Here is a 13,743-nt window from a genome sequence, read left to right on the forward strand (position 1 = left end):
CCACGTGTTACTCACCCGTCCGCCGCTAAACTCTTGGAGCAAGCTCCAAGGGTTCCGCTCGACTTGCATGTATTAGGCACGCCGCCAGCGTTCGTCCTGAGCCAGGATCAAACTCTCCATTATAGAGTAGTTGATTGCTCAAATACTTGCTGGCGTATCGCCGTCCGAAGACGCGCGATTCGCTTGGATCTGTTTGCACTGATCAGTAGGTTTGCGCGGGCCGTTTGCGCGGCCGTTGCTGTTTGTTGACGTTTTGCTGTTCAGTTTTCAAGGTTCAGTTTGTTTACCGCGCTCATTGGCGACTTGATTAATATAACACGGTCATATTATAGAGTCAACACTTTGGTGTAGATTTTTTCACAACTTTATTATAACAGAAAATTCTTAATAAAAAGATTACAAAAGCGTTACAAATTTGAAAGGAAATCCCCTCTTTACATTGAAGGCATCACCTAATATTTAAAGCTCTCCCATCCTTGGTCAACACTTGAAATTTCTTTGTAAAAAAGCCCTGCGTATATTTTCATACGCCGGCTTCAAACTTTGGAATTGTTTTTACAGTTTTCTATGCCCAACGAAAACATTTGGAGTTTCTTCTATATATACTCTGCTGTCGAAATTTACGCTACAGAAAAAAGTCCGCCCAGAAAATGGCGGACTTTTGTATTTACACTAAGAAAATAAAATACAAAATGAAAATTACGAATAGGCCGTACATGATTGGATGAACTTGCTTAGCTTTTCCTGAAGCGACCATTGTAATTGGATAAAAGATAAATCCAATTGCAATTCCTGTTGCAATACTATAGCCAAGCGGCATAGCAATCATCGTCAAGAATGCCGGAACTGCAATTTCAAATTTAGTCCAATCTATCTTCCCAAGCGCCGAAACCATCAGGACACCTACGATGATTAAAGCCGGAGCTGTCACAGCGCTTGTAATTACTTCAAGCAAGGGATAAAAGAAAATGGATAACAGGAACAACAGACCGGTGACGACAGCGGCAAAGCCGGAACGAGCTCCTGCTGCAACTCCAGACGTCGATTCAATGTATGAAGTCGTCGTCGACGTACCGAAGATCGCTCCGCTTACTGTAGCGATCGAATCGGCCAAAAGCGCTTTGCCGGCTCTTGGCAATTTGTTATCTTTCATCAAGCCTGCTTGGTTAGCTACAGCAACCAAAGTTCCTGCCGTGTCAAAGAAATCGACAAACAAAAAGGTTAAGACCACTATTAGGAACTGGATGTTCAGCAAGGAACCAAAGTCATTGAAGATAGGTTCAAGCGCTACACCAAAAGTAGGCGCCATACTCGGCACATTCAAGTCAACGACAGCACTTGGCAAGTCGACTACATTAAAGATCATCCCAACAACTGCTGCGATTAAAATTCCGAAAAAGATCCCGCCGTGAATTCCACGGACTATGAAGATAACCGTAACGACTAAACCAAAAATCGCCAATAATGCTGAGCCGTTCGATAAATCACCCAAGCCAACCATCGTATCTGGATTGCTGACAATAATCCCTGCATTCTGTAAACCGATAAAGGTAATATAAAGACCGATTCCCGCACCCACCGCATATTTTAATTCGGCAGGAATTGCGTTAATGATTAACTCACGTAATCCTGTTAATGTAATAAGAATAAAAATAAGACCGGAAAATAATACACCTGTCAATGCAGTTTCCCATGGAATTCCGTAAGTCAAAATAACTGTGTATGCAAAGAACGCGTTCAATCCCATTCCCGGAGCAAGAGCAATCGGGTACTTCGCCAGGATTCCCATGACTAGACAACCAATCGCTGCCGCAAGAGCGGTTGCCATAAAGACAGCTCCGTAATCCATGCGCAATGCGTCATCAAGATCCGGAACGGATTCCAATGTCAATGTCAGCGGGTTGACGACAAGAATATACGCCATCGCCAAAAATGTGGTTAAGCCGCCGATAAATTCACGACGGTAGTTTGTCCCCAGTTCTTCAAACTGAAAATACTTCTTCATTCTAATTCCTCCGAATGCCAGCGTATAAATTCTACAAAAGAAAAACGCATACAGCGGATTGCCGTATGCGTTCGATTTATCCCAGCAATTGAAAATTGAAGGGCATCCTACTCTAAAAGTGAGCGGACTAAAATCGTAGTCGAGTCATTTACGGTGACTCGGTAGAAACTTTCGGGCCATATCCCCGACATTATACGACAAGCTTATTTAATTTCTTTCGTAATATATCATGTATAAATATATTCCACAATACTAAACACGAACATTTGTTTAAAAAAATCAAAAAAAGTTCGTAAAAAAGACAAAGGTGTCAGCTGCAACAGCTGACACCTTCAAATTTACTCCCACTCAATCGTTGCTGGTGGCTTGCTCGTAATATCGTACAGTACACGGTTAATGTGATCCACTTCGTTAACCAGTCGAACACTGATTTTTTCAAGGACTTCCCAAGGAATACGAGCCCAATCAGAAGTCATCCCGTCAATTGAAGTGACCGCACGGATACCGATCGCATAATCGTAGGTACGGGCATCCCCCATTACACCAACACTGCGAAGATCCGGCAGGACGGTAAAGTACTGCCAAATGTCACGATCAAGGCCGGCTTTGCTGATTTCATCACGCAGAATCCAGTCAGACTCACGAACGATTTCCAATTTTTCTTCCGTGACCGCTCCCATGATACGAATGCCAAGGCCTGGACCAGGGAATGGCTGGCGCCAAACGATTTCATCCGGCATGCCAAGCTCTTTTCCAAGAACGCGCACTTCATCCTTGAACAGTGTGTTCAATGGCTCGATCAATTTAAACTGCATATCTTCCGGTAATCCGCCTACGTTGTGGTGGGATTTGATGGTTTGTGCAGTTGTCGTACCACTTTCAATAATGTCGGTATAAAGTGTTCCTTGTGCAAGGAAATCCATGCCTTCCAATTTTGAAGCTTCATCATCGAATACGTAGATGAATTCATTGCCGATGATTTTACGTTTTTTCTCTGGGTCTGTCACGCCTGCTAATTTGTTCATAAAACGGTCGCGCGCATCAATTTTGATGACGTTCATATTGAATCCGTCAGCAAATGTCTTCATGACGCTTTCCGCTTCCCCTTTACGTAGAAGGCCATGGTCTACGAACATACACGTCAATTGATCACCAATCGCTTTGTGAATCAAGACAGCGACTACTGATGAATCCACTCCACCGCTAAGTGCGCAAAGCACTTTTTTATCGCCGACTTCTTCACGGATTTTTTCAATTTCCAATTCGATGTAGTTTTCCATTGACCAGTCATCATTCATCCCGCAAACGTCATAGACGAACTTGCGCAACAGGTCATTCCCGTAAATGGAGTGGCGGACTTCCGGGTGAAACTGAACGCCATAAAATCCTCGGCTTTCGTCAGCCATCGAAGCGATCGGGCAGCCTGCACTTGTTCCGATAACATCAAACCCTGGAGGTGCTGCAGTAACCAAATCGCCATGGCTCATCCAGACGATCTGTTCTTCGGGCAAGTCTTTAAAAATTTTACTTTCTTTGGTCAGTTTCAGCTCTGCTTTGCCGTACTCGCGGTTTTGGGATTTCTCCACATTTCCTTTCAAGTGCAACGCCATCAGCTGCATGCCATAGCAAATCCCTAAAATCGGCAAGCCCATTTCAAAAATCGCCTCATCGATGGAAAAAGCGTTTTTATCGTAAACAGAATTCGGACCACCTGAAAAGATGATCCCCGTGGCATTCATATCTTTGATTTCTTCAGCAGTGACTGTGTGTGGATGGAGCTCACTGTAAACGCCGATTTCACGAATGCGGCGAGTGATCAACTGATTGTATTGACTTCCGAAATCCAAAACGACGATTTTTTTCTGCTCTTTCAACATTGGACTAACTGGCAAAACCTTCACCTCTTCTATTCAATTCAGGTCTCAAAATAGCAAAAGAACGCGAAAATTGGACCTCGCGTTCTTCTGCTCTACATCAAAAAGGCGAATGCACATGTCTGAGAGCATGCGTCATCCACCTTCATAGTCAAGTCATTTCCGGGGACTTGGTAGAGACATCCGATCCATATTACCGGACATATATGAGGGCACCTGTAATCTATAATTTTCTCAATTGTACAAGCTAAAAGCTGTAAAATCAACCGCTTGTCCGATTGATTAAATTTTCCCAACTTTCCCTCAACTCAGGCCAGTCAACGGATTCACCATCGCCGCCATATACTGTTCGTTCGTAGGCCTCTGTCAACTCCGACATTTCTCGTGTGCCGAAAAACGAATCGATGTATGCGGCATAGGATTTCAACGTCTGCCCAGGCTTTCTGGAAATGCCGTACAATTCCAGTTGTTTTAACAAACGGAGGTATGCTTTTTCAAAGCGCTCCGTTCCGCCTCCACGCATTCGGTAATAGGAAACCAACAATTTTGGCATCCACCTATGGCGAATTTTAAAGAGAACGGCCGCCAGAATCGCCCCGCCCACCATGGCCCAGATCAGTTTCCAGCGATTAGCTGCAATGAAATCAGAAAAGCGATCCCAGAAAGAAGGACCAGAAGCCACAGCTGCTTCTTCTTCGCCTGTATCTTCCGGTTCTTCTGCTATCGGTTGTTCCAGTTGATCTGGTTGTTCCGGATCAGCTGCATCCAGCTCCAAGTCGAAATCGATGGACGAAGCTCCAGTAAAGCCGATCGTCGGTTCGAACAGCATCCAACCGACTCCAGGCATATAAGCTTCAACCCAAGAATGGGCGTTATTATTAGTCACCTGATAAATATCGGTGTCTCCTTCCGAATTGATCAGCTCTCCTTCGTTAAATCCCTTTACCCAGCGAGCGGGAATATCAAGAGAACGAAGCATGACCACCATAGCCGTTGAAAAATTATCGCAATATCCTCTTTTGGTTTCGAACAAAAACTGATCGACATAATCTTGGTCAGCTTCAGGAACAGGAATATCAGATTGGCTGTATTCAAATCCGGATGTACTGAAATACCGTTCAATGGCACGCGTTTTGTCATAGACTGTATCGCTGTTGTTAGTAATTTCAACAGCTAAATCCCTGACACGCTGCGGCAGCTCTTCCGGCAATTGCAAAAAGCGGTCATACTCTGAGGAAAGCTCAGCAAGATCCTCCTCGCTCGTTTCCCGTAAAGCCGTCAAACTATAACTCGGCTCATTGAAGAAGATTTCATAAGTTTCAGGTTCGAATTCCTGTCCATTTTGATACGTTTCAAAACGCTGATCTGCTGTATTGTATTGGTAGTTAGGCGACTCGTCCATGGAAAACGATTTTGTTCCATACGGATAAAGCACAAACGGGAAATCCTGCTCCATTGACAACAACGCTGTTTCCAACTCTTCTTCAGCAGAAATAAAATCTGTATCAACCGTTTCGTTGTTGCCATACACAATCGAATCGCCCAAGTTCTCCGTCAATTCCCACCCCTTGGTGGTATAAATATCTTTTGATTCGACTTTCCAATATTGACCCTCTGGCACTTCTGCGCGGAAAACAGGTGTATCGTCACCAATAAAGGAACCGCCCAACCTCGAATCATCTACTCCATAGCCGATTCTTCCAACATTTCCTCCACTGCCGACACCACCCTGTCCAGAGAAAGAAGTGATAAATGGAACAGGATCCGGCCAAATCGGTTCTGCTTTCGGTAAATATAGCGCTATCGCGGTTGAAACAGCGACCAGCAAAACAAGCGGCACCGCAAACATGGCCATTTTATCCGTCCGCTCCAATATGCGATGCCCTTCCATCCACCGGGCTAAATGCAGCAAACCAGCGAGCAGCAGGCCAATGACCATAATCCGGATAATGGCTGTTTCTCCCGAATACGGACTGAATGTATCAAGAACTGCAATAAAAACGACAGTCAATAAATAAAATAAAAAGATGCTCAACCGGAAACTTACCCAGTAATGGATCAAATAAATAGCCATCCACAACAAGATGAAAAACAGCACGGTCCGAAAAACGTCAGTGGTTTGTGCCCAGTTTTGAGTGGTTAAGGCTGAGAAATTCATGCCAAAATCGTTCCGCAGAAATGAAATCGCTTCCCCTGTGAAAAGCAGGTTGCCTGTATAGACATAAACAATGAACCATAAAATATAAAGAATTTTTATAGGCCCGGAAAACCACCAGGGCACCCTTAAGAAAGCCATCAATAAACCGACCGCAATAAAAATCAAAAAGAGTGCTTTATGCCCTGTTTCGGTCAGCACAATAACCGGGGTCAGCCATTCAGCCAGCATAAAGAAAACCAGCACATACAAAACAGCCATAAATAGTTTGTTTTTTCTTATGGAAGTCATTGCCGGTTCACCTCCGTAAATACTGTTGAAAAATTCTCTGGGCTTACACGCTTTACTATAAAGCCTTTCGATCGCGCATATTGATGAACTGCTTCATCTTCCTTAAGCAGAGGTTCGCCCTTATTGCTAACAACTAAACACATGCAATTGGTAAGATTTTTTGCATTCCGCCGAATGGCATGGACCATGTCCATAGACAATTGACTCGTTACATACAGCAAACTCGAAGTGTTCATCTGCTGAAGCTCACGGCCAATGGCTTGATCGACCGGTTTGTCCAAATCGCTCTGCACTTTCGCTAAATGATACATCACCCGCTGCAAATGCTCTTCGGTTTGGACCAACGGGAAATAATTGCGATTTTGTCCGACTGACAAATAAGCAAGGCTGGAATTGGCGCGTACAATGGATTGCAGAATAGAAGCCACCAACTCTACCTGAAGTTCAAACTTCTCAGAACTTCTTCGGTCATCTAGTAAGAAAAGCTCTTGAGACTGACGATCTTCAAATTCTTTCGTCCGCAAAGTCTGAGTGCGCGCATAAGATTTCCAATGAATCCAGGATACACGATCTCCCGGCTGATAATCGCGGATGCCGCTGGCCATCGTCGTGTCTTTCACCAAAGTAAAAGGAGCCGCCATCGATCCTTGGTCATAACGTGATTCCATCGGCCGATAAGCAATTTCCACAGTATTCGGATAAACCAGGATAGTCTGTTGAACTGGCAGCAATCGGCTTTTTTTTACCCACCCGAAAAAATCTGCAATTTCCATATGAATCCCTTCCATTACATGCTCACCCCTAGGCATTTGATCAACAGCATAGGTCCAGGAATAAACTTTTCGGAATCCCGGAACAATCATTTTCTGTTGCTGTCCCGACATTCTTTTAATCAGTGAAGGAGAATTGGTTTGCTCACTCAATACCGTATAGAGCAATGGAAAGGGAATTTTGCGGTAAATCGTAGCTGTAGCTGAAAAGCTTCCGCCTTTTCTAACCTGTCCTGTATGAACTTCTCTTGTAGCTTCGACATCCTGTAAGGGATAAAAAGTCAACAGCACGGAATAAAGGATAAACGGAAGAGACATGTAGAAAATAAACCAGCTGACAAATCCACCCTGGAACATGGCAAAGGAAAAGGTCAAGAAAAGGATGAAAAGCACGAGGATAAGCCGTCCCCACAAGCCTGTAATTTTTTTCAGTTGGCTCATTGGCCAACAAGCCTTTGAACAGGCACACGGGTTTTCGCTAATATTCGTTCCGTAATTTCTTCCGCGGTGATTCCATCATAACGAGCTTCTGAACGGAGCATGATGCGATGGCCAAACACGAACTTCGCCAAATATTGTACATCATCCGGCGTTACGTAATCCCGTCCTTTCAATAAAGCATAAGCTTGCGAAGCTTTCATCAATGCGATGGATCCGCGCGGACTGACTCCCAGATAGACATAAGAATCTTGACGGGTCTGTCTTGATAAATCGACAATATAGCTGCGGATTGTTTCATCTACTTTAATCGTTTTTACTTGCTCCTGAAGTTCCAGTAGGTCATTGAGGGATATCACCGAAGTCAATTCTTCGATTGGAGCTGCGGACCGCGCCCGGTTCAGCACTTCCATTTCTTCTTTAGGCGTTGGGTAACCCATTTTGATTTTTAATAAAAAGCGGTCCAACTGTGCTTCAGGAAGAGGATATGTTCCTTCATACTCGATTGGATTTTGCGTAGCCATGACAAAGAACGGTTTGGGAATCTGCATCGTGACACCATCAATTGTTACAGAGGCTTCTTCCATTGCTTCCAAAAGAGAAGACTGGGTTTTCGGGGAAGTTCGATTGATTTCATCAGCTAAAATGATATTCCCCATAATCGGACCGGGTCGAAAATGAAATTCCATGTCTTTCGGGTTATAGATAGAGACACCGACGACATCCGACGGCAGCAGATCAGGCGTAAATTGGATGCGCTTAAAATCGGCACCTACTGATTTTGCTAAAGCACGAACCAACATGGTTTTCCCCACACCTGGAACATCCTCAAGCAAGACATGGCCATGAGACAACATCGCCACTATGCTCAACTCAGCAATATTGCGCTTGCCGATAATAACTTTTTCAATATTGTCGATCACTTGTTCCAATCGTTCTTTTGCATTCATCTATAGTTCCTCCAATACGAATCAGAAAATGTTTTGAATTATCACAATCTTATCGTAATCATAACGAATAATAGGCAATAACTCAACTGCACGGCTCTTTTCATCCGACCTTTTTCCCAAAATAAAAAAAGCAGAGTCCTTAAAGGAACTCTACTTTTTTGCTTATCATTTCCAAAAATCATCAAAAACAGTAATGGGCAAATGACGCTTATGCTGTGTTTTCAAATAATGGCCTTCCAGCTTTTCTTGAGCATCCGTAGGAATTTTTTTGCCTTCTAAGTAATCATCAATCATTTCGTACGTTACTCCTAATGCCACTTCATCAGGAATTGCGGGCTTATCTTCTTCCAAATCAGCAGTCGGAATTTTTGTATATAGATGTTCAGGAGAACCAAGTTCCTTCAACATAGCTCGTCCTTGGCGTTTGTTCAAACGGAATAGCGGCGTCAAATCTGCTGCTCCATCGCCGAATTTTGTATAAAATCCTGTAATGGCTTCTGCTGCATGATCGGTTCCCAATACGACAGCATTGTGCATGGCCGCGACCGAGTACTGGGCCTTCATCCGCTCACGCGCCTTTTCGTTTCCTTTTGCGAAATCGGTCAACTCGATGCCAGCTTGTTCTAAAGCACGGTCACTTGCGTCCACTGCTTCTTTTATATTAATAGTATAAATTTTAGTCGGTTGAATAAAATCCAAGGCATCTTTGGCATCATGTTCATCAAACTGAACGCCATAAGGCAAGCGTATCGCATAAAAGCCATACTCATTGCCACCTGATTCTTCATTTAATTGGTCGACTGCCATTTGAGCCATCTTGCCGAGCAATGTAGAATCCTGCCCGCCTGAAATTCCCAATACATAGCCTTTTAAAAAGGAATGATGCTTTAAATATTCCTTTAGAAAGGCAACCGTCCGTTCAATTTCTTCTTTTGGCTCAATAGAAGGCTGCACCTTCAGTTCTTTAATAATTTGCTGTTGTAAAGTAGTCATAAGAATTCCTCCCTAGTCTCCGATATATTCATGAACCGCCTGCCGTACTTCTTGAATGTTCTTCATTTTGTTGTCCCAGCATTTTTGACTGAGATCCACCGGATATTCTTCAGGATTTAATGAACGTTTGTATTCATCCCACAGCAAATCCATATTTCGGATTGCATAAGCCTGCATTTCCTGCAAACTTGGATTTTCATAAATCACCTGGCCGTTATCAACGACTTTTTGATGGATATTGACTGCTTCGAAATTCGTTACGAATTTAGATACAAACGTATGAACCGGATGGAACATTTTCAAGCGTTCCTGCGAAGCGGGGTCTTCATCATGCATGGCAATATAATCACCTTCTGATTTCCCATTTTCCCTATCTATGATCCGGTAAACGTTCTTTAATCCTGGAGTGGTGACTTTTTCTGCATTTCCCGAAATTTTGATGGTATCTTCCATTTCGCCATTTTCATTTTCAATGGCTACCAATTTATAAACCGCCCCCAATGCAGGCTGATCGTAAGCAGTGATCAGCTTCGTACCGATCCCCCATGAATCAACCCGGGCACCCTGAGCTTTTAAGTTCAAAATCGTGTATTCGTCCAAATCATTTGATACCACTACTTCCGCTTCCGGAAAGCCTGCTGCATCCAGCATTTTGCGTGCCTCTTTCGACAAGAATGCAATATCTCCACTATCCAGACGGATTCCGTGAAAATTAATTTGATCACCCAATTCCTGTGCCACTTTTATAGCAATAGGCAGTCCTGACTTTAAGGTATCGTATGTATCTACTAAAAAGACGCAGTCTTTATGACGTTTAGCGTATGCATGAAACGCTTCGTATTCGTCCTTATAAGCCTGTACCATTGAATGAGCATGCGTACCTGCAACCGGAATACCAAATTTCTTTCCTGCACGCGCGTTGCTTGTCGCTTCAAGTCCGCCAATATAAGCTGCTCGCGTCCCCCAGATTGCGGCATCCATTTCTTGAGCCCGTCTTGTTCCAAATTCCATGACTCGTTCGTTTTTGACAATTTGCTTAATGCGGCTGGCTTTCGTCGCAATCAGCGTCTGGTAATTGACGATATTTAAAAGGGCGGTTTCGATTAATTGCGCTTCTACAAGAGGCGCCTCGACACGAATCAATGCTTCGTTTTGGAATACCAATTCACCTTCCACTACCGAATAGACGTCCCCTGTAAATCGGACAGTCCGCAAATATTCTATGAAATCTTCCTTATAGCCGAGCTCTTCCTGAAGATATGCCAAATCACTGTCCGTAAATTTGAAGTTTTTCAAGTAGTCCAAAATACGTTCCAATCCAGCAAAAAGGGCATATCCGTTGCCAAATGGCAATTTCCGGAAAAACAATTCAAATACCGCTTTCCGTTCGTGCATGCCATCTGCCCAATAAGCTTCCGACATGTTGATTTGATATAAATCCGTATGTAGTGCTAAACTGTCATCCGCATAATGCTTATCCATAAGAGTCTCCTTCTTCCACCATCAGTAATGCCTACAATTATACACCAATAAAGGGAAGACAAAAAATAAAAGCCATTTGAGCTAGGTCGAATGCATGAAATAATGATTCATTCAACAATGCTTTTACTTCGTGCGTTAAAACCACACTGTCAAATTCAATAAAATTACTTTGCAGTTTCAGAAAAACAAATAGTACAATCTATCGTTTTCATTTATCTTTTGACATTTATTAAAGATTGTGAGATACTTATTTGGTTAACATAAAGGTAACTGGTAAATTTTGATAATCTGGCATTCTACAATAATGTTTTTGAGAATACTTATTCACACTGGCGCGATTTAAGGATCGCAAGGACGTAAAAGAAGGTAGGGTTTACGTTGCTTAAGTTAGAAAGCACCCAGTGGAACAATGACCGCGGTACTGAAAGTAACACTTTCAATGGAAATGATTCCCCAGTAAAATGGGTTGAAAAATTGAGTCAAAACAAATTATAGTTACCTTAAACAAACAAAGGGATGTCCTCTAGTCGAGGGCATCCCTTTTCCAATTCTTCAGGATTTAATATTTAAGCGCGACATTCTTCAAGATGGTGTAATTGCGTAAAGCTTCAAGGCCTTTCTCCCGACCAAATCCACTTTTCTTGTACCCGCCAAAAGGCATCTGAACACCGCCACCTGCCCCATAATTATTAATAAAAACTTGACCCGCTCGAATTTTACTGGCCACACGATGAGCCCGTGCTCCATCTTTTGTCCAGACGCCCGTTACCAGTCCATACTCTGTACCATTCGCCAATTCAATCGCCTGCTGTTCCGTTTCGAATGAAAAAGCGGCAATGACTGGTGCAAAAATTTCTTCCTGGGCCACATAGCTTTTTGGTGCCAGCCCATCTATAACCGTCGGTTGGAAAAAATAGCCGTTTTCGAGTCCTTCTGTTTCCTGGCGCTTGCCACCCGTTAAAAATACAGCTCCTTCTTTATTGGCGACATCCATGAATTCCATGATGCGCGAAAATTGTTTTTCATTTAAAATCGGCCCTAAATCAGAATCATCTATTCCTTTTCCGATTTGGATGGCTTCCATCTTCACAACTACTTTTTGCAGAAACTCATCTTTAATCGATTGCTGGACCAGCAAGCGCGAACCCGCCGAACAGGTTTGTCCTGCATTTTGAATGATGGACCGCACAACCCAATCAACCGCTTCCTCCTGATCGCAATCTTCAAAGATGATATTTGGTGATTTGCCGCCAAGCTCCAAAGTTACCGGCTTAACGTTCTTAGCTGCTCCCATCATAACTGCAGATCCGGTTTGGACAGAACCCGTAAATGTAATATGGTCCACATCAGGGTGTTCTGAAATCGCGGCTCCTGCTTCAAAGCCATAACCGGTCACGACATTAAAGACACCTTTCGGCAAAGCAGTTTGATCAAAAATCTCTGCTAATTTGAGAGCGGTCAACGGGGTGTCTTCCGCCGGTTTCGCAACGACTGTATTTCCCGTTGCTATCGCTGCTGCTGTAGAGCGTGAAATAATTTGCAGCGGATAATTCCACGGAACTATGTGAGCTGTTACACCAATTGGCTCACGCAGGGTATAATCCAGAATTCCAGGCTGGACCGGTATGGTTTCCCCAAAAATCTTATCGGCCATTCCGGCATAATATTCGAAGTAAAGAGCTGCTGATTCGACATCTTTGCGGGCCTGTGTCAGTGGTTTTCCCGTATCTAAGGTTTCCAATAAAGCAATTTCTTCCGCATCTGTCCGCAAGGCATCTGCTACTTTATGTAGAATGCGCCCTCTTTCGATCGGCGGAAACGACTGCCATTCCTCCGATTCGAATGTCGATCGAGCCGCTTGCACTGCTGCCTCCACATCTTCTTTTTTTCCTCTTGGAATCTCTGCCAAACTTTCACCGGTTGCCGGATTTCTTGTTTCAAACCGGTCCCGCCCGATACTATCTATCCATTCCCCATTTATATACATCTGCTGTTTTTTCACTTTTTTCACCTCTCTTCAATTAAATTCCGCGTCCTCCGTCAACATTCACTACGCTGCCCGTCATCATTTTTGCTAAATCAGAGCTGAGGTACAAGACACAATTGGCGATCGCTTCGGGGGTGATCAGTTCACCCAGCGGTACACTTTTACGGAATATATTCTCTTTTGCCGCCCCTTCATCACTGCCGGCTGCAGTGAATTCGCCCAGCATTTTAGTATCAGCAGGGCCGGGGTTGATCGCATTGACCCGAATATTATAAGGAGCCAATTCAATCGCCAGCGCTTTCGTTAAGGAAATCGTTGCTCCTTTTGAAGCGATATAAGCATTCAATCCCGGACGTGGACGATCCACGGATACAGAAGCTATATTGATGATGGATCCGTTGTTTTGTTTCTTCATATATGGAACAACTGCACGGGAAGTTAAGAAAACAGCAGTCGAATTGATCGACATAATGCGTTCCCAGTCTTTCAAAGATACTTTTTCAATGTCAGTAGCTGCCTGGGCAATCCCGGCAACGTTTGCCAGTACATCAACCTGTCCAAAAGTATCGACAGTTTTTTTGACAGCATCTTCCACGCTTTGTTCATCTGTTAAATTACCTTGAATAACGAGCAATTGATTTGGGTATTGCGCTTCCAGTTCAGCAAGGCCATCGACTTGAATGTCGACACCCGCCACTTTTGCACCTTGTTCAAGAAATTGCTCCACTACCACTTTTCCCATTCCACCGCCTGCACCTGTAACAATTGCTACTTTGTTCTCCACCTTCATTTGACTCT

The 13,743-nt window shown here is 43.7% G+C and carries 9 protein-coding genes, 1 rRNA gene and 2 riboswitches; all 10 genes read right to left on the reverse strand.

All coding sequences use genetic code 11. The annotated features are described in order from the left end of the window. Positions 1 to 123, reverse strand: a 16S ribosomal RNA gene (locus tag FQV26_RS12145); the annotation flags it as partial. A gap of 544 nt (positions 124 to 667) precedes the next feature. Continuing rightward, a complete protein-coding gene (locus FQV26_RS12150) occupies positions 668 to 2,005 on the reverse strand; it encodes an NCS2 family permease (RefSeq protein ID WP_146557815.1) in 1,338 nt (445 codons plus the stop codon). Between the two features lie 116 nt (positions 2,006 to 2,121). Then, positions 2,122 to 2,223, reverse strand: a riboswitch (purine riboswitch). A 120-nt stretch (positions 2,224 to 2,343) separates the two neighbouring features. Then, the gene (gene guaA, locus FQV26_RS12155; protein WP_146558205.1) at positions 2,344 to 3,882 is read right to left on the reverse strand and encodes a glutamine-hydrolyzing GMP synthase; all 1,539 of its coding nucleotides are present in this window, start codon (positions 3,880 to 3,882) and stop codon (positions 2,344 to 2,346) included. Positions 3,883 to 4,007: 125 nt separating this feature from the next. Next, a riboswitch (purine riboswitch) is annotated at positions 4,008 to 4,109 on the reverse strand. A 32-nt stretch (positions 4,110 to 4,141) separates the two neighbouring features. Continuing rightward, on the reverse strand, positions 4,142 to 6,325 hold the full coding sequence (locus tag FQV26_RS12160) for a transglutaminase domain-containing protein (RefSeq protein ID WP_146557816.1): 2,184 nt from the start codon (positions 6,323 to 6,325) through the stop codon (positions 4,142 to 4,144). Next, the gene (locus tag FQV26_RS12165) at positions 6,322 to 7,536 is read right to left on the reverse strand and encodes a DUF58 domain-containing protein (protein WP_146557817.1); all 1,215 of its coding nucleotides are present in this window, start codon (positions 7,534 to 7,536) and stop codon (positions 6,322 to 6,324) included. Before FQV26_RS12165 ends, FQV26_RS12160 begins: the two co-directional genes overlap by 4 nt. Next, positions 7,533 to 8,483: an AAA family ATPase gene (locus FQV26_RS12170; protein ID WP_146557818.1), complete on the reverse strand. Its 951-nt coding sequence runs from the start codon at positions 8,481 to 8,483 to the stop codon at positions 7,533 to 7,535. The genes FQV26_RS12165 and FQV26_RS12170 overlap by 4 nt, the downstream gene beginning before the upstream one ends. A gap of 165 nt (positions 8,484 to 8,648) precedes the next feature. Then, positions 8,649 to 9,476, reverse strand: coding sequence for an ammonia-dependent NAD(+) synthetase (gene nadE, locus FQV26_RS12175; RefSeq protein ID WP_146557819.1), 828 nt, complete (start codon positions 9,474 to 9,476; stop codon positions 8,649 to 8,651). Positions 9,477 to 9,488: 12 nt separating this feature from the next. Beyond that, a complete protein-coding gene (locus FQV26_RS12180; protein WP_146557820.1) occupies positions 9,489 to 10,958 on the reverse strand; it encodes a nicotinate phosphoribosyltransferase in 1,470 nt (489 codons plus the stop codon). Positions 10,959 to 11,517: 559 nt separating this feature from the next. Continuing rightward, on the reverse strand, positions 11,518 to 12,960 hold the full coding sequence (locus tag FQV26_RS12185; RefSeq protein ID WP_146557821.1) for an aldehyde dehydrogenase family protein: 1,443 nt from the start codon (positions 12,958 to 12,960) through the stop codon (positions 11,518 to 11,520). 19 nt (positions 12,961 to 12,979) lie between these two features. Then, positions 12,980 to 13,735, reverse strand: coding sequence for an SDR family NAD(P)-dependent oxidoreductase (locus tag FQV26_RS12190; RefSeq protein ID WP_146557822.1), 756 nt, complete (start codon positions 13,733 to 13,735; stop codon positions 12,980 to 12,982). Positions 13,736 to 13,743: the final 8 nt, after the last annotated feature.

The sequence above is a fragment of the Planococcus sp. CPCC 101016 genome (assembly GCF_007859295.1).
Lineage (GTDB): Bacteria > Bacillota > Bacilli > Bacillales_A > Planococcaceae > Planococcus.

Coding starts and splice junctions, on each gene's coding strand:
- FQV26_RS12180 (WP_146557820.1), bottom strand. CDS start 10,958: ATGGATAAGCATTATGCGGATGACAGTTTAGCACTACATACGGATTTA.
- FQV26_RS12160 (WP_146557816.1), bottom strand. CDS start 6,325: ATGACTTCCATAAGAAAAAACAAACTATTTATGGCTGTTTTGTATGTG.
- guaA (WP_146558205.1), bottom strand. CDS start 3,882: ATGTTGAAAGAGCAGAAAAAAATCGTCGTTTTGGATTTCGGAAGTCAA.
- FQV26_RS12190 (WP_146557822.1), bottom strand. CDS start 13,735: ATGAAGGTGGAGAACAAAGTAGCAATTGTTACAGGTGCAGGCGGTGGA.
- FQV26_RS12170 (WP_146557818.1), bottom strand. CDS start 8,483: ATGAATGCAAAAGAACGATTGGAACAAGTGATCGACAATATTGAAAAA.
- FQV26_RS12150 (WP_146557815.1), bottom strand. CDS start 2,005: ATGAAGAAGTATTTTCAGTTTGAAGAACTGGGGACAAACTACCGTCGT.
- nadE (WP_146557819.1), bottom strand. CDS start 9,476: ATGACTACTTTACAACAGCAAATTATTAAAGAACTGAAGGTGCAGCCT.
- FQV26_RS12165 (WP_146557817.1), bottom strand. CDS start 7,536: ATGAGCCAACTGAAAAAAATTACAGGCTTGTGGGGACGGCTTATCCTC.